The sequence below is a fragment of the Streptomyces sp. GQ60 genome (assembly GCF_059758875.1).
In genome coordinates, this window is the sequence record NZ_JCAXEG010000011.1 from 197,395 (window position 1) to 213,652 (window position 16,258).

12 protein-coding genes and 2 pseudogenes are annotated in these 16,258 nt (G+C 70.4%); 11 read left to right on the forward strand and 3 right to left on the reverse strand.

The window, feature by feature from the left end; genetic code table 11:
- Positions 1-20: 20 nt before the first annotated feature.
- The 4 genes and pseudogenes from mrdA to AC6CKD_RS26070 form a co-directional block, all read left to right on the forward strand.
- Positions 21-2,090, forward strand: a pseudogene (gene mrdA, locus AC6CKD_RS26055) (penicillin-binding protein 2); the annotation flags it as partial.
- 119 nt (positions 2,091-2,209) lie between these two features.
- A complete protein-coding gene (locus AC6CKD_RS26060; RefSeq protein ID WP_498330380.1) occupies positions 2,210-2,722 on the forward strand; it encodes a DinB family protein in 513 nt (170 codons plus the stop codon).
- Between the two features lie 214 nt (positions 2,723-2,936).
- On the forward strand, positions 2,937-3,689 hold the full coding sequence (locus tag AC6CKD_RS26065) for a MerR family transcriptional regulator (RefSeq protein ID WP_498330382.1): 753 nt from the start codon (positions 2,937-2,939) through the stop codon (positions 3,687-3,689).
- An 85-nt stretch (positions 3,690-3,774) separates the two neighbouring features.
- A pseudogene (locus AC6CKD_RS26070) lies at positions 3,775-4,446 on the forward strand (DedA family protein); the annotation flags it as partial.
- A 137-nt stretch (positions 4,447-4,583) separates the two neighbouring features.
- Here AC6CKD_RS26070 and AC6CKD_RS26075 read toward each other — a convergent pair.
- The gene (locus AC6CKD_RS26075) at positions 4,584-6,296 is read right to left on the reverse strand and encodes a threonine/serine exporter family protein (RefSeq protein ID WP_498330383.1); all 1,713 of its coding nucleotides are present in this window, start codon (positions 6,294-6,296) and stop codon (positions 4,584-4,586) included.
- A gap of 182 nt (positions 6,297-6,478) precedes the next feature.
- Positions 6,479-6,973 (reverse strand): inorganic diphosphatase, encoded by a 495-nt coding sequence (locus AC6CKD_RS26080; protein ID WP_214947725.1) that lies wholly within the window; start codon positions 6,971-6,973, stop codon positions 6,479-6,481.
- Positions 6,974-7,134: 161 nt separating this feature from the next.
- On the opposite strand from AC6CKD_RS26080, the gene dacB reads away from it, so the two are divergent.
- The 7 genes from dacB to AC6CKD_RS26115 all read left to right on the forward strand — a co-directional run bounded on the left by dacB (position 7,135) and on the right by AC6CKD_RS26115 (position 15,732).
- Positions 7,135-8,577, forward strand: coding sequence for a D-alanyl-D-alanine carboxypeptidase/D-alanyl-D-alanine endopeptidase (gene dacB, locus AC6CKD_RS26085; RefSeq protein WP_498330384.1), 1,443 nt, complete (start codon positions 7,135-7,137; stop codon positions 8,575-8,577).
- 38 nt (positions 8,578-8,615) lie between these two features.
- Positions 8,616-9,767 carry a zinc-dependent metalloprotease gene (locus tag AC6CKD_RS26090; protein WP_498330385.1) on the forward strand — a complete coding sequence of 384 codons (1,152 nt, stop codon included), beginning with the start codon at positions 8,616-8,618 and terminating at the stop codon, positions 9,765-9,767.
- A gap of 237 nt (positions 9,768-10,004) precedes the next feature.
- Positions 10,005-11,120: a tRNA lysidine(34) synthetase TilS gene (gene tilS, locus AC6CKD_RS26095; RefSeq protein ID WP_498330387.1), complete on the forward strand. Its 1,116-nt coding sequence runs from the start codon at positions 10,005-10,007 to the stop codon at positions 11,118-11,120.
- A 66-nt stretch (positions 11,121-11,186) separates the two neighbouring features.
- A complete protein-coding gene (gene hpt / locus AC6CKD_RS26100; RefSeq protein ID WP_030158549.1) occupies positions 11,187-11,747 on the forward strand; it encodes a hypoxanthine phosphoribosyltransferase in 561 nt (186 codons plus the stop codon).
- Between the two features lie 183 nt (positions 11,748-11,930).
- Positions 11,931-13,967, forward strand: coding sequence for an ATP-dependent zinc metalloprotease FtsH (gene ftsH / locus AC6CKD_RS26105; protein ID WP_498330388.1), 2,037 nt, complete (start codon positions 11,931-11,933; stop codon positions 13,965-13,967).
- 96 nt (positions 13,968-14,063) lie between these two features.
- Positions 14,064-14,672: a GTP cyclohydrolase I FolE gene (gene folE / locus AC6CKD_RS26110; protein WP_403713815.1), complete on the forward strand. Its 609-nt coding sequence runs from the start codon at positions 14,064-14,066 to the stop codon at positions 14,670-14,672.
- A gap of 64 nt (positions 14,673-14,736) precedes the next feature.
- Positions 14,737-15,732: a hypothetical protein gene (locus AC6CKD_RS26115; protein WP_498330391.1), complete on the forward strand. Its 996-nt coding sequence runs from the start codon at positions 14,737-14,739 to the stop codon at positions 15,730-15,732.
- A 4-nt stretch (positions 15,733-15,736) separates the two neighbouring features.
- Here the strand turns inward: AC6CKD_RS26115 and AC6CKD_RS26120 are convergent, their stop codons facing one another.
- Positions 15,737-16,225 carry a DUF3180 domain-containing protein gene (locus tag AC6CKD_RS26120; protein ID WP_498330393.1) on the reverse strand — a complete coding sequence of 163 codons (489 nt, stop codon included), beginning with the start codon at positions 16,223-16,225 and terminating at the stop codon, positions 15,737-15,739.
- Positions 16,226-16,258: the final 33 nt, after the last annotated feature.

The window sequence follows — 16,258 nt, forward strand, 5'->3', positions numbered from 1 at the left end:
CAGTCCGGGGGAGAGCCGAGTTGAGCAACATACCGGAGACGGGGCGCACGCCCCGGGTCCAGAACCGGCTCGTCATGATCCAGATCGTGGTGTTCTCGCTGCTGCTGACCCTCGGCGGGCGTCTGTGGTACCTCCAGATACGCAACGGCCAGGAGTACACGGACGAGGCGAAGAACAACCACACCCAGCAGGTGGTGCAGCCTGCCGTGCGCGGCTCGATCCTCGATTCCCGCGGGATCCCGCTCGCCGACAACGAGACCCGCATGGTGGTCTCCGCCAGCCGCACCGAACTCTCCAAGATGAAGGACCGCGGCAAGGGCGTCCTGACCCACCTCGCCGGGGTGCTGGGCCTCAACCCCGACGACGTCGTCAACGGCGTCCGGCTGTGCGACGCCAAGACCCCCAAGCCCTGCTGGAACGGCTCCCCGTACCAGCCGATCCCCATCACCGACGAGGCGACGACCGAGCAGGTCCTGGAGATACGGGAGCACGCCGAGCAGTTCCCCGGCATCACCGCCGAGCCCACCGCCCTGCGCCGCTACGCCGGCCCCGACGGTGCCAACACCTCCCAGGTGCTCGGATACCTCTCCCCGGTGACCGACGAGGAGATCACCAAGGCGAAGGGCTCCGACTCCCCGTACCTGCGCTCCGACCAGGTGGGCCGCAGCGGCCTGGAGCGCACCTACGACAAGGAGCTCCGCGGCAAGGCGGGCATCACCCGCTACGAGGTGGACAACCTCGGCCGGATCATCGGCGAGGGCGTGAGCGACGAGCCGCAGGCGGGCGCCAACATCGTGACCTCGATCGACTCGCGCGTGCAGGCCGTGGCCGAGCGCGAGCTGAACAACGCGATGATCGAGGCCCGCAAGGCCATCGACAAGAACAACACGGGCCGCCACTACGTGGCCGACTCCGGAGCCGTCGTGGTCATGGAGTCCAAGACCGGCCGGGTCGTCGCGATGGCGTCCAACCCGACCTACGACCCGAACGCCTGGGTCGGCGGCATCGCCGCGAAGGACTACGCCTCCCTGACCGACAAGGAATCGAACTACCCGCTGCTGAACCGCGCCATCCAGGGCCAGGCGGCCCCCGGCTCGATCTTCAAGGTGGTCTCCTCGACGGCCGCGGTCAACGCCGGCTACCCCTTCAACAAGCTCTACGGCTGCCCGAGCTCGTACTCGGTGGGCAGCCAGGTCTTCACCAACTTCGAGTCCCAGGGCTACGGCGACATCACCATCGGCAAGGCCCTGGAAGTCTCCTGCGACACCGTCTACTACGCCATCGCCGACCAGGAGTGGAAGAAGGACGGCGGCATCAAGCCCAAGGCGCAGCCCCGCGACTGGTTCTTCAAGACCGCCCACGAGTTCGGCCTCGGCAAGCGCACCGGCATCGACCTGCCCAGCGAGGTCCCGGGCCGGGTACCCGACCGCCAGTGGAAGAAGGACTTCTTCGAGGCGAACAAGGCCGCCTGGTGCCGCGACGGCAAGAAGGACGGCTCGTACGCCGAGAAGATCGCCTACGAGAACTGCCGCCAGGGCAACCAGCTCCGCGAGGGCGACGCGATCAACTACTCCATCGGCCAGGGCGACACCCTCGTCACCCCGATCCAGATGGCCTCCGTCTACGCCGCCATCGCCAACGGCGGCACCCTGCACCAGCCCAGCATCGGCAAGGCCGTGGTCAGCGCCGACGGCGCCTCGGTGAAGGAGATCACCCCGAAGGAGCGGGGCAAGCTCCCCATGAACGCCAAGCTCCGCAAGGACATCGACGGCGCCCTCGCCGACGTGGCCACCACCGGCAGTGCGGCCTGGCGGTTCGGCGGCTGGCCGCAGAAGCAGATCCCGATGCACGCGAAGACCGGTACGGCCGAGGTCCAGGGCAAGCAGACCACCTCGTGGTTCGCCTCCTACACCGAGGACTACTCGATCGTGATGACCATCTCCCAGGGCGGCACCGGCTCCGGCGCCTCGGGGCCGGCCGTCCGCAAGATCTACGAGGCGATGTACGGGCTGGACGAGAAGGGCGCCCAGGACCTGACGAAGGCCCTGCTCCCCAAGCCGCAGACGGAACTCCCGCCGGTCCGGCAGGAAAACCAGTGATTCCGGTGAGGGGCGCGATTGCGGACAGGAACTGACCGCAAGGGTTCGTAGCGTGGTTCTTGTCAGCAGGAGAGACCCGCAGGGCACCCGGAACAGAAGGCGGTCAGGTCATGGCTCAGATTTCCATGGAGATCCTCGGTGACGAGCGCGGCACGCTCCTCACCTTCGTCGAGGCCCAGCGCGCGGCCCTGCGCGAGGCGGCCCGGGGGCTGACCGAGGAGCAGGCGGCGAGCCGGCCCAGCGTCAGCGAACTCTCCCTGTCCGGGCTGCTCAAGCACGCGGCGCAGTGCGAGCTCGGCTGGCTGCGGATGGCGCAGGGCGCGACCGCCCCGGAGGAGGGCCAGGAGGAGGCCTGGGCGGACGGCTTCCGCCTGGTCGGGGACGAGTCCGTGCAGTCGGTGCTGGCCCACTGGGACGAGGCCAGGCAGGAGACGGAGGCGTTCATCACCGCCGTACCCAGCCTCGACGACACCTTCCCGCTGCCCCCGGCCCCGTGGTTCCCGGCGGACGCCAAGGTCTCGATGCGCTGGATGCTCCTCCACCTGGTGGAGGAGTTCGCCCGGCACGCGGGCCACGCGGACATCCTCCGCGAATCCATCGACGGCACCCGCGCCATGGGCTAGCCGCGGTGCGCCGGGGCCGGCTCAGTAGCCCTGGACCGGGGGCCTGATCGCACGGATCGAGGGGGCGGGTACTCCTCTTCGCCCACGACCCGGGCGACGCCTTCGAAGGGGTCCTCGCCCCGTCCCCCCGATGCCCCCCGCCCCCGGGACTTGCACCTCACGCGGCGTGAGGGGCCAGGCTGGGACGCGTACCCGAGAAGAGGAGCGGAAAGCCATGGGCTACTCCGTGGGCCAGGTCGCCGGATTCGCCGGAGTGACGGTGCGCACGCTGCACCACTACGACGAGATCGGGCTGCTCTCCCCGAGCGGCCGCAGCAGGGCGGGACACCGGCGGTACGACGACGCCGACCTCGACCGCCTGCAGCGGGTCCTGTTCTACCGGGAGCTCGGCTTTCCGCTCGACGAGGTCGCGGTCCTGCTGGACGACCCGGAATCGGACCCGGGGGAGCACCTGCGCCGGCAGCACGCCCTCCTGTCCGACCGGATCGACCGGCTCCAGCGGATGGCCGCGGCCGTCGAGCACGCCATGGAGGCGAAGAAGATGGGCATCAACCTCACACCCGAGGAGAAGTTCGAGGTCTTCGGGGACTTCGACCCCGAAGAGCACGCCGAGGAGGCCGAGCGCCGCTGGGGCGACACGTACCGCGAGTCCGCCCGCCGGACCGCCGCGTACACCAAGGAGGACTGGCTGCGGATCCAGGCCCTGGCCGAGGACATCAACCGGCGGTTCGCCGCCCTCCTGGACGCCGGGACGTCCGCGGAGTCCGAGGAGGCCATGGACCTGGCCGAGGAGCACCGCGGCTGGATCAACGGCAGCTACTACTTCTGCACGTACGAGATCCACACCGGCCTCGGTGAGATGTACGTCGCGGACGAGCGGTTCACGGCGTACTACGAGGCCGTCCGGCCCGGACTGGCGGTGTTCGTGCGGGACGCGATCCTGGCGAACGCGGTCCGCAAGGCGTAGCCGCCGCTCCCTGGAACCAGGCGGGGGTGGTGTGCGTTCATAATTGGACGGACACCCCCACCTGATCCAGGAGAGCCCGGAACCCGTGAATACGCTTGCGCTCGGCCCCGAGTGGATCTCCCCGGAGTATCTGATCGGGCAATTCGGCCTGGTCGGCACCCTGGTCATCGTGTTCGCCGAGTCGGGGCTCTTCGCCTTCCTGCCCGGCGACTCCCTGCTCTTCACGATGGGCCTGTTCGTCGCGAGCGGCACCATCAGCCAGCCGCTGTGGCTGGTGTGCACCCTGATCGTGGCCGCCGCGATCATCGGTGACCAGGTCGGATACATGATCGGCAAGGTCTTCGGCCCGAAGATCTTCAACAAGCCGAACTCCAAGCTCTTCAAGCGCGAGAACCTCGACGCGGCGCACGACTTCATGGAGAAGCACGGCCCCAAGGCCATCGTGCTCGCGCGCTTCGTGCCGATCATCCGCACCTTCGCGCCGATGGTCGCGGGCGCGACCGCGATGAAGTACCGCACCTTCCTGACGTTCAACATCATCGGCGGCATCCTCTGGGGTGCGGGCGTCACGATCCTGGGCTACCAGCTCGGCCAGTTCGAGATCATCAAGAACAACGTCGAGCCGATCTTCATCGGCATCGTCCTGATCTCGGTCATCCCGGTGGTCTTCGAGGTGCTCAAGTCCCGCAAGCAGAAGAAGGCGGCGGCGGAGGCCGGCGGCACGGAGCCCGGCGCCGGCGAGGACCCGCAGGCCCCGGGCCAGCAGCGCAGCGGCCGCCACGCGAAGCGCTAGCCGCCACGCGGAGCGCCAGGGCTGCTCGAAGCCTCGTACGATGCCCCGCCGACCGGGATTCCCGGTCGGCGGGGCATCGGCGTGTCTGGTGCCGACACAGCCTAGAACCCGCGGGTGCGCTTGGCCGCGCTGCGCTTGGCAGCACTGGCCGCGCCGGGGATGCGCATGAACAGGCGGGACGTCTCGGAGCCGAGGTTGACGCCGATCGCGATGGCGAGGGCGATGGCCGCGGCGTTCGTCAGCGAGCCCAGCCCCTCGTTCAGCCGGTTCTCGGCGATCAGCAGGAGCCCGTAGTACGTGGCCGAGCCGGGCAGCAGCGGGCCGATGGCGGCCGTGACGAAGGGGAGGGCCGAGGAGAACCTGTGCCGGGCGAGGAGCTGTCCGAAGAGGCCGACCAGCCCGGCGGCGATCGCGGTGGACGGCACCGGCGGCATGTTGGCGGCGTAGTGCAGGGCCCCGTAGATCACCCAGGCGATCCCGCCGTTCAACGTCACGAACCACACGGTGGAACGTTCCTGCTGGAGCAGGATCGCGAACGTGAACACCAGAACCATCGAGGCGGCGATCTGGAGCAGTGGCCGCTGCTCGATCTGCAGGACGTCCTCCGGCTGCGGATTGGAGCCGAACTGGACGCCGACGTAGAGCACCACCAGGACGCCCATGATGATGCCGATGAAGAGGTACATGACCTCCAGCAGCCGGGCGGAGGCGGTGATGTAGTAGCCGGTCAAACCGTCCTGCACGGCCGCGACCAGGGCCCGTCCCGGCAGCAGCGCGAAGAGCCCGCCGGTGATCACGGCCGAGGAGCGCACGTCGAACTCGGTGAGCTTCAGCGCCACCCCCATCGCCGCCGGGGGCATCGCCGCGACCACGAACTGGTAGAACTCCGGCAGACCGCGCCCGGCGCACAGCCAGGCCAGCCGGTCGCCGAGCACCGCCCCGAGTGCGGCTGCGAAGAACACCAGCACGCCACCGCCGACCAGCGTGGAGGCCGCGCCGGCGAGCAGACCGGCGGCGCCGGTGAGCACCCAGCCGGGGTACGGGTGCCGGTTGCGGCGGATCTCGGCGAGCCGGCGGTAGGCGTCCTCCAGCGAGATGTCGACCTCGTGCGCGGTGATGTCGTTGACGAGCCTGAACACGGCCGAGAGCCGGGTGTAGTCCGTGCCGCGGCGGCGGACGGTGCGGTTCGCCGACACCGGGTCGTCCACCAGGGAGGGCTGGTGGGTGATCGACAGCAGGGTGAAGGTGACGGTGGGCTCGCAGCGGTCCAGGCCGTAGCTGCGCGCCACGGCGAACATCGCGGCCTCCACGTCCTCCGCGCCCTCGCCGCCCGAGAGCAACAGCTCGCCGATGCGCAGCGTCAGGTCGAGCACGCGGCCCACGGCGGGCCCGGTCTCCACGGCCAGCCGCTGCGAGGGCTCCGGCACCGGCCGGACGTCGACCGGCATGCGCAGCACCGTGCGCATGCGGTCCTGCCAGGGGGACTCCTTCAACCGCGTGACGGGGAGGCCCGGAGGGCCGGTGTAGGCGGGCGGGGAGTGGGCGGCGCTGTAGGTGTGCGGCGTGGCGAACGCGGACGCTGGGCCATCGGGGTCCAGGGGCACCGAGGCGAGGCCGTCGGGGACCGCGAACTCCGAGGTCGGCTGGTCCTCCTCGGCCGCCTCCGGCTCCCCGACCCCGTGCGGCACCGAGAACGCGCTGCGCGCCTCGTCCGACTTCGGCTTCCGGTCCTCTGCCCCGGATCCCTCACCCTCCGCCACGCGTCCTCCAGTCCCTGGCCCGGCCGTATCAGTATGCGGAACGCATTGATCCATCGCGCAGGCGGTACGCACGGCGCAGCCGCCGAATCCAGCCGCCGGCAGCCGACCCGCAGCCGCCCCCGGCAACGGACCGCACCCGGACACGACGACGGGCGGCACCCCGTTCAAGGGATGCCGCCCGCGATGTCACAGGGGCCGGCGGGGCCTCAGCCCCGCCCGCCCTCACCGAGCGGAGCTCAGTGGTGGCCGCCCTGGGCCTCGAGGCGCTTGTACGAGGCCTCGATCTCGGCCTCGGCCTCGGTACGGCCGACCCAGTTCGCGCCCTCGACCGACTTGCCCGGCTCCAGGTCCTTGTAGACCTCGAAGAAGTGCTGGATCTCCAGGCGGTCGAACTCGGACACGTGGTGGATGTCGCGCAGGTGCTCCACACGCGGGTCGGACGCCGGCACGCACAGCAGCTTGGCGTCGCCGCCCGCCTCGTCCGTCATGTTGAACATGCCGATCGCGCGGCACTTGATCAGGCAGCCCGGGAAGGTCGGCTCGTCCAGGATGACCAGCGCGTCCAGCGGGTCGCCGTCCTCGCCGAGGGTGTTCTCGACGAAGCCGTAGTCGGCCGGGTAGCTGGTCGAGGTGAAGAGGCGACGGTCCAGGCGGATCCGGCCGGTCTCGTGGTCCACCTCGTACTTGTTCCGCGAACCCTTGGGGATCTCGATGGTGACGTCGAACTCCACGTCCTGCTCCTCCATGATCAGCTTCATTGCTCGGGGCTGCGTCGTTCACCTGCGTGCGCGGTAGACCCAGCCCTGCCGGGTGGGGTGCCATGCTCGCGGCAAGACGCAATGGTTAAGTGTCCCTCACGCATATGTGTGATCGCGAAAGGGGCTGGTCCGAGGTGCCATTGGTCAAGACCTGGCAGCTCATCGCGGTGTCGGCCGTCGCCGGCCTCGCCCTGTCGGCCGCGACGGTCGCCGCCGCGGGTCCTTGGGACTCCGGCCAGCGTAAGGCCGAGCGGGACAAGGCCGCCTCCTGGGGCCGTACGGGTGGCGCAGATCACGGTGCGGACCCTGCCGCGGCGGCCCCGCGGGCCGCCCCCAGCGCCCCCGGGGTGCTCGCCGGCGTACGCCCGGCCGGACCCGGGGCCGGCGGCCAGGCCGGAGCCGTGGACCCCGGCGCCCTCGCCGCCGCCCTGCGGCCGCTGCTCGCCGACCCCGCCCTCGGGACCGTCCGCGGCGCCTCCGTGGTCGACACCGCCACCGGGCAGGTGCTCTACGAGTCCGGGGCCCGGGAAGCCATGACCCCCGCCTCCACGGTCAAGATCGCCACTGCGGCGGCCGCCCTCGCCGCCCTCGGCCCCGACCACCGCATCCGCACCACCGTGACCCCCGGCGCCGGACCCGGCCAGATCATCCTGGTCGGCGGCGGCGATCCCTCGCTCACCGCCAAGAAGAAGGCCCCGGCCGGCTCCGGCGGCAGCCTCGTCGCGCTCGCCGCGGACACCGCCCAGGCCCTCAAGGCCGCCGGCACCGACGCGGTGACCCTCGGCTACGACGACTCGCTCTACACCGGCCCCGTCCTGCACCCGATCGGCGAGAACCCCAACCTCGCGCCCGTCACGGCCCTGACCGCCGACGAAGGCCGCCCCGACGAATCCTTCTCCGGCCCCGTCAAGCGCAGCCAGGACCCCTCCCGGGACACCGCACGGGCCTTCGCCGCCCTGCTCAAGGAACGCGGGGTCAAGGTCACCGCCGAGCCCGCCAGGGCCAAGGCCGCCACCGGCGCCGTGCCGCTCGCCACCACCCTCTCACCCCCGCTCGCCGGGCTCGTCGAGCGGATGCTGACCCACAGCGACAACGACATCGCCGAAGCCCTGGCCCGCCAGACCGCCCTCGCCTCCGGAGCGCCCGCCGGCTTCGACGGCGTCGCCCAGGCCGTGGGCGCCCGACTCGCCGCCCTCGGGGTCGACACCGCGGGCTCCCGCTTCGCCGACGGCAGCGGCCTCAACCGCGCCGACAAGGTCAGCGCCGGCCTGCTCACCGCCCTCCTCGCCAAGGCCGCCGACCCGCTCCACCCCGAACTCCGGCCCGTCCTCACCGGACTGCCCGTCGCCGGATTCACCGGAACCCTGCGCGCCCGCAACTCCGGCACCTCCCCGGCGGCCGGCCTGCTGCGGGCCAAGACCGGCACCCTGAGCGGCGTGAACTCCCTCGCCGGCACCGTCGTCGACCCCACCGGCCGACTGCTCGCCTTCGCGTTCCTGACCGCGAACACCCCGGAGCCCCTCGCCGCCGAGAAGGGCCTCGACAAACTCGCCGCGACCGTGGCCACCGCCTCCTAGGGATCCCGCCCGCGCGCAGGTCCACGTACGGTTGACGCATGACGAGCTTCGGCGGTGCGGAGATGGTCGACTGGAACCTCGCGGTGGCGACCGCGACCAGGCTCGTGCGGCCCGGCCCGGAGGTGAGCCGGGACGAGGCGCGGGCCGTCGTCGCGGAGCTGCGCGGGCACGCCAAGACCTCGGAACGGCATGTGCGCGAGTTCACCCGGATGATGCCCGAAGGCATGACCCCGGCCGACACCCCCGTCCTCGTCGTGGACCGGGCCGGCTGGGTCAAGGCCAACGTGGCGGGCTTCCGCGAGCTCCTGTCCCCGCTCCTCGGCAAGATGCAGGACCGCCGCGCCGGCACCCCCGGAGGCGCCGTCCTCGGCGCGGTGGGCGGCAAGGTCACCGGCGTCGAGCTGGGCATGCTGCTCAGCTTCCTGGCCTCCCGCGTGCTCGGCCAGTACGAGACCTTCGCGCCCGCCGGCCTCGACCTCCCGGGCTCCGCCACGGGCGGCCGGCTGCTGCTCGTCGCGCCGAACATCGTCCACGTCGAGCGGGAGCTGGAGGTGGACCCGCACGACTTCCGGCTCTGGGTCTGCCTGCACGAGGAGACGCACCGTACCCAGTTCACGGCCGTCCCGTGGCTCCGCGAACATCTGGAGGGCGAAATCCAGACGTTCCTCGGCGCCACCGAAGTGGACCCGATGACCGTCCTGGAACGGCTCCGCGAGGCCGCCCAGTCCTTCGCCGGCGCCCGCCCCGACGCGGAGCACGGAGACGAGGGCCGCTCCCTCGTCGAACTCGTCCAGACCCCCGAACAGCGCGAGGTGCTGGCCCGGCTCACCGCCGTCATGTCCCTGCTGGAGGGCCACGCCGACTTCGTCATGGACGGGGTCGGCCCCGAGGTCGTGCCCTCGGTCGCCGAGATCCGCGAGAAGTTCCAGCAGCGCAGGGCCAGCGGAGCCGGCCGGCTCGACGCCGCGCTGCGCAAGATCCTCGGCCTCGACGCGAAGCTGCGCCAGTACCGCGACGGCGAGCGCTTCGTGCGCGCCGTCGTCGGCCAGGTCGGCATGGACGGCTTCAACCGCGTCTGGACCTCCCCGAACACACTGCCGACCAAGGCCGAGATCGCCAGCCCCGCGGACTGGGTGGCCCGGGTCCACCGCAAGGGGAGCGAGCAGAGCGAGGCAAGCGAAGAGGTGTGACCGGAGAGGCGTGAAGATGTCCCTCTGGGGGAAGCAGCGTCACCCGTCCGAGGGACCGTGGGGCGTGGAAGGGCGTGCGATGCTCGGGGAACGGCTCGGTTCTGTCACCATCGTCGCACTCTGAGTGACAACCCCCACGTGCGGTGGGGGACCGGGCAGCACCCCAGCACCACCTCCTCCCCCAACGCCTCCCCAGCGCCTGACGAGGCATCCGAACTCCACCGAAGGGCACCGGACATGGGTCCCCATCCTGCGGTCGCGGCGATACGCCTGGCGGTCCGCCGCGTACTCCACGACGTCCTCACCGACCTCACCGACCGACCCGCCACCACCCCCGCACCCCGGGTCGGCCGCCCCGGCCGCACCGTCGGGTCCTCGGCCGGTGCCGCCCCCCACGACCCCCTCCCCGACACCGCCCCGCTCGTCCTCGTCGCCTGCTCCGGCGGCGCGGACTCCATGGCGCTCGCCTCCGCCCTCGCCTTCGAGGCCCCCAAACTCGGAATCCGGGCCGGCGGCATCACCGTCGACCACGGCCTCCAGGACGGCTCCGCGCTGCGCGCCGCCGAGGTCGTCGCCCGCATGACCGCGCTGTGCCTCGACCCCGTCGAGTCCGTCGCCGTGCGCGTAGGCCGTGACGGAGGCCCCGAGGCCGCCGCCCGCGACGCCCGCTACGCGGCCCTGGACGAGGCCGCCGACCGGCTGGGCGCCGTCGCCGTGCTGCTCGGCCACACCCGCGACGACCAAGCCGAAACCGTCCTGCTGGGCCTCGCCCGCGGCTCCGGCATCCGCTCGCTCTCCGGTATGGCCGAGGTCTCCGGAGGCCCCGGCGACCCCGGCACCCGCAACCGCAGCCACCGGTACCGCCGGCCCTTCCTCCAGGTCGACCGGCAGACCGCCCGCAAGGCCTGCATGGTCCAGTCCCTCGCCGTCTGGGACGACCCGCACAACATCGACCCCGCCTACACCCGCTCCCGGCTGCGCCACGAGGGCCTGCCCGCCCTGGAGAAGGCGCTCGGCAAGGGAGTCGTGGAGGCGCTCGCCCGCACCGCCCAGCTCTCCCGCGACGACGCCGACGCCCTGGACGCCTGGGCCGCCGAGGCCGAGAACGGCGTGCGCGACGAGGACGGCCGCCTGGAGTGCGCCAAGCTGTACGCGCTGCCCCCCGCGGTCCGCCGCCGCGTACTGCGCCGGGCGGTCGTCGCCGCCGGTTCCCCCGCAGGCTCCCTCTTCGCCCGCCACATCGAGGAAGTCGACCGGCTCATCACCGGATGGCGCGGTCAGGGAGCCATCAACCTGCCCGGCCGGGTCGAGGCCCAGCGGCAGGGTGGCAGACTGGTCATCCGGCAGGGCTGATTGGTGCTGAAACACGGCTGAGACCTCCGGGGTCACCCCCCGGAGCCCCGGCCGACAACGAAAGTGATGCGGGTGGACGAGAAGGACATGGGCAGCGACCTCCAGTCGGTGCTCATCACCAAGGAAGAGATCGACGCGAAGCTGGCCGAGCTGGCCGCGAAGATCGACGCGGAGTACGCGGGCAAGGACCTGCTCATCGTCGGCGTCCTCAAGGGCGCGGTGATGGTGATGGCGGACCTGGCGCGTGCCTTGTCCACCCCGCTCACGATGGACTGGATGGCGGTGTCCTCGTACGGCGCCGGAACCCAGTCCTCGGGCGTGGTGCGGATCCTCAAGGACCTGGACACCGACATCAAGGACAAGCACGTCCTGATCGTCGAGGACATCATCGACTCGGGCCTGACCCTGTCCTGGCTGCTGTCGAACCTCGGCTCCCGCCAGCCGGCCTCCCTGGAGGTCGTCACGCTGCTGCGCAAGCCCGACGCCGCCAAGGTCGCCATCGACGTGAAGTGGGTCGGCTTCGACATCCCGAACGAGTTCGTCGTCGGCTACGGCCTCGACTACGCCGAGAAGTACCGCAACCTGCCGTTCGTCGGCACCCTCGCTCCCCACGTCTACGGCGGCTGATCCCAGAGCCCGACAGGGGAACCCTGGAGCGATTCCCGCCGTTGGAGCATGGAAAGGCGGGTCTGTCAGCCGTCCCATGAGGCCGCGGGTGACAATGCAGGGGTACATTCCGAAGAACAGTCTTTACTCACAGCAGCATTTACCTACGGGCAGGAGGGACGGGGTGCCTAGCGCCCCGTATGGATGGACGTGAAGCGATACTTCCGTGGGCCGGTTATGTGGATCGTGCTGGCCGTCCTCGCCGTGGTCGTGTTGATGAACGTCGTCGGCTCCGGCGGCGGCTACAAGTCGGTGGAGACCAGCGAGGTCATCAAGGCGATCAACAGTGGCCAGGTGGACAGCGCCAAGCTCACCACCGGTGACAGCCAGATGATCAAGATCGAGCTGAAGAAGGACCAGAAGCTCGGCGACAACGACGGCACCAAGTTCCAGGCCAACTACATCGGGGACCAGGGCGTACAGCTCGCCCAGAGCCTCCAGACCAAGTACGAAGCCGGTCAGATCCCCGACGGATACTCCGTCACGCCGGACAAGACCAGCCCGTTCCTGAGCGTGCTGCTCTCGCTGCTGCCGTTCGTCCTCATCGTCGTCGTCTTCCTGTTCCTGATGAACCAGATGCAGGGCGGTGGTTCCCGGGTCATGCAGTTCGGGAAGTCCAAGGCCAAGCTCATCACCAAGGACACCCCGAAGACGACGTTCGCCGATGTCGCGGGTTCGGACGAGGCAGTCGAGGAACTCCACGAGATCAAGGAGTTCCTGCAGGAGCCGGCGAAGTTCCAGGCCGTCGGCGCCAAGATCCCCAAGGGCGTGCTGCTCTACGGCCCGCCCGGCACCGGTAAGACCCTGCTCGCGCGTGCCGTCGCGGGCGAGGCCGGTGTTCCCTTCTACTCGATCTCCGGTTCCGACTTCGTCGAGATGTTCGTCGGTGTCGGTGCCTCGCGTGTCCGCGACCTGTTCGAACAGGCCAAGGCCAACGCCCCGGCGATCGTCTTCGTCGACGAGATCGACGCCGTCGGCCGGCACCGCGGTGCAGGTCTGGGCGGCGGTCACGACGAGCGCGAGCAGACCCTCAACCAGCTCCTGGTCGAGATGGACGGCTTCGACGTGAAGGGCGGGGTCATCCTGATCGCCGCCACGAACCGTCCGGACATCCTCGACCCGGCCCTCCTGCGCCCCGGCCGATTCGACCGCCAGATCGCGGTCGACCGTCCGGACATGCAGGGCCGTCTGGAGATCCTCAAGGTCCACCAGAAGGGCAAGCCGACCGCACCGGACGTGGACCTGGGCGCCGTCGCCCGCCGCACGCCCGGCTTCACGGGTGCCGATCTCGCCAACGTCCTGAACGAGGCCGCGCTGCTCACGGCCCGCTCGGACCAGAAGCTGATCGACAACCACGCGCTGGACGAGGCGATCGACCGCGTCGTGGCGGGTCCGCAGAAGCGGACCCGGATCATGTCGGACCGGGAAAAGAAGATCACCGCGTACCACGAGGGCGGACACGCCCTGGTCGCGGCGGCTTCCCCGAACTCCGACCCGGTCCACAAGATCACGATCCTGTCCCGCGGCCGGGCCCTGGGCTACACCATGGTCCTGCCCGACGAGGACAGGTACTCGACCACGCGCAACGAGATGCTCGACCAGCTCGCGTACATGCTGGGCGGGCGCGCGGCCGAGGAACTGGTCTTCCACGACCCGACCACGGGCGCCGCGAACGACATCGAGAAGGCCACGGCAACGGCCCGCGCGATGGTCACCCAGTACGGCATGACCGAGCGCCTCGGCGCGATCAAGTTCGGCGGGGACAACACCGAGCCGTTCCTGGGCCGCGAGATGTCGCACCCGAGGGACTACTCGGAGGAGGTTGCCGCGCTGGTCGACGAAGAGGTCAAGAAGCTCATCGAGACCGCGCACAACGAGGCCTGGGAGATCCTGGTCGAGAACCGCGACGTTCTCGACAACCTGGTCCTCGCCCTCCTGGAGAAGGAGACGCTCAACAAGGAGCAGATCGCCGAGGTCTTCTCGACGATCGTGAAGCGTCCGGCACGTCCGGCGTGGACCGGCTCCTCGCACCGCACGCCGTCCACCCGTCCGCCGGTGCTCTCTCCCAAGGAGCTCCAGCTGACGAACGCGGCGAACGGCACGTCGGCGGCCTCGGCCGCCCCGGCCGTATCCGTGGACAAGGCCCCGGAGCCCTCCCCGGAGGAGCGCCCGGAGGCCTAGTACCTCCCGGAATGGAAGCCGCGCCCCCCAGGTTCTAGCCTGGGGGGCGCGGCACTTTCACGTGCCGGTGATCGCGCAGACAGGAACGAGGCAGAGATGACCGACCCAGTGACCCTGACCGGTGGCGAGGGCACGATCGGCGAGTTCGACGAGAAGCGCGCCGAGGCGGCGGTCCGCGAGCTCCTGATCGCGGTCGGCGAGGACCCGGACCGCGAGGGGCTTCTCGAGACGCCGGCGCGGGTGGCACGGGCGTACCGGGAGATATTCGGGGGTCTGTGGCAGAAGCCCGAAGAGGTGCTGACCACGACGTTCGACCTCGGCCACGACGAGATGGTCCTGGTGAAGGACATCGAGGTCATGTCTTCCTGTGAGCATCATTTGGTGCCGTTTGTCGGAGTTGCCCATGTTGGGTACATTCCGTCCGTGGACGGCAAGATCACCGGCCTGTCGAAGCTGGCCCGGCTGGTGGACGTGTTCGCGCGTCGCCCCCAGGTGCAGGAGCGGCTGACCACGCAGATCGCGGACTCGCTGATGGAGATCCTGGAACCGCGCGGGGTCATCGTGGTCATCGAGTGCGAGCACATGTGCATGACCATGCGCGGCGTCCGCAAGCCCGGCGCGAAGACCATCACCTCGGCCGTGCGCGGCCAGCTCCGCGACCCCGCGACCCGCAACGAGGCGATGAGCCTGATCATCGCTCGTTAGCCGGGTTGTCAGACCCGCCCGATAACGTCGTCGATCAGGTGATTTCACTTGATCGGGGGGCGGTATGGGCGGGCTGCCGAGCAAGCAGATGGTCAGTGGGGTGGAGGGACAGGCTCAGGCGAGAACCGTCAGCGTGGGCGACCGGCTCTGGACCCTGGTCGGGGCACGGACGGTGCAGACGGTCGTCACGTCGGTGACGGCCGTCAAAGCTCGCGCGGTCGTTGACGTGGTTACGGACCAGCAGACTTTTTGCGTCGCTCCGGACCAGCTCCTGGGCACCGCTGCAGGGTGGCTGCCTGCGTCTGAGGCTGCAGGCAGCGCCGTTCTCTGGAGCCCGGCGCGCAACCTGTGTCGCCAGCGTCTCGAGATCCGGTCCGGTTATGAGTTCGGCTACTTGGTTGGTGCTACCTGTTCCGATGGGACCGTCGGCACGAACTATGTGTCCCTCATTGTCAACGACGAGGGCTTTGCCAGCCGGTACGCGGCGTGCCTGGCGGCGGCCACCGGCCTCACAGCCCGGCTGGAGCCGGTCACCCGGCCCTCCGGCTACCTTCAGCGGGACCTTCCGGGCTTCCGGGTACGCGTCGTCTCTTCGTACCTCGCCGACTTGCTGAGGCAATATGTGGGCGGCGACGCTCACCACATGCGACAGGGCTTCCCCCGCGTCGTGCTGCGGGACGACGTGACCTTCAACGGCTTCCTGGACGGCTACGTCGACGGCGACGGGTACCGGAGCAGTGGCGCCTGGGGGTGCCGGATCGTAGTGAGCGCCAACGTTCCCTTCCTGCGCGAGATGGCGGAGATCATTGGGGCCAGGTTCACACCGAGTGGCGTTCCGGGGCGAGCGTCGCGTGTGTACATCTCCGATGCCTGGAGGCAGCGCGGAACGTTTCATCGCGAAGAGCATCCCCTCCTGCTGCAGGAGGCGACGACGGCTCGGGTACGGGAGGTCAGGCTGCGCACGGCCACCGGAGCGAAGCCCTTCACGCTCTACAGCTACCGCCTGGACCCTCACCCGGGGTTCCTGGTGAGCGGGCACCTCGTGCGCGCTCCCGGGTGACGGCTCAGGCCCGGGCTCGGGCCTCCGGGGTGGGGTCCTCGTCGTCCGGGAGTTTGAGGACGTGTTCCAGGAAGAGGGCCGCCGCTACGACCGCCGCGCCCGCCAGGACCGAGAAGCCGGCGTACCAGGTCTGGTCGCGGCGGGCGGGGACGTCCATGGCGGAGGTGAGCAGGAAGACGCCGACGCCGCCGTAGGCGCCCGCGACCAGGGCCGCCACCAGGGCGCTCGCCTGGCCGAAGACCACCGCGCGGGCCGCCATCAGGGGCTCCACGCCCTTGGCGCCGGGCACCCGGTCGCGCTGGGCCTTCAGGCGGGAGCGCAGCGACAGGGCCGTCGCCAGCAGGACCACCGCGATGGCTCCGAGCACGATGGGCGCGGCCACCGGGACGCCCGGGAGCGAGCCGTAGGCGTTCCACAGCCGGGCTCCGGCCCAGGACAGCACCGCGGCGATCGCGAAAATGCCCGCCAGGACCGCCGGCCTCAGTTGCTTCACGTGCGCTTCTCCCGCCATTCCCGCCGCGCCCGC

Bases quoted from the DNA above. Each gene is read 5' to 3' on its own strand.
- tilS (WP_498330387.1), top strand. From the start codon at position 10,005: ATGGGTCCCCATCCTGCGGTCGCGGCGATACGCCTGGCGGTCCGCCGC.
- AC6CKD_RS26065 (WP_498330382.1), top strand. From the start codon at position 2,937: ATGGGCTACTCCGTGGGCCAGGTCGCCGGATTCGCCGGAGTGACGGTG.
- AC6CKD_RS26115 (WP_498330391.1), top strand. From the start codon at position 14,737: ATGGGCGGGCTGCCGAGCAAGCAGATGGTCAGTGGGGTGGAGGGACAG.
- ftsH (WP_498330388.1), top strand. From the start codon at position 11,931: ATGGACGTGAAGCGATACTTCCGTGGGCCGGTTATGTGGATCGTGCTG.
- folE (WP_403713815.1), top strand. From the start codon at position 14,064: ATGACCGACCCAGTGACCCTGACCGGTGGCGAGGGCACGATCGGCGAG.
- AC6CKD_RS26090 (WP_498330385.1), top strand. From the start codon at position 8,616: ATGACGAGCTTCGGCGGTGCGGAGATGGTCGACTGGAACCTCGCGGTG.
- AC6CKD_RS26075 (WP_498330383.1), bottom strand. From the start codon at position 6,296: ATGGATCAATGCGTTCCGCATACTGATACGGCCGGGCCAGGGACTGGA.
- hpt (WP_030158549.1), top strand. From the start codon at position 11,187: ATGCGGGTGGACGAGAAGGACATGGGCAGCGACCTCCAGTCGGTGCTC.
- AC6CKD_RS26060 (WP_498330380.1), top strand. From the start codon at position 2,210: ATGGCTCAGATTTCCATGGAGATCCTCGGTGACGAGCGCGGCACGCTC.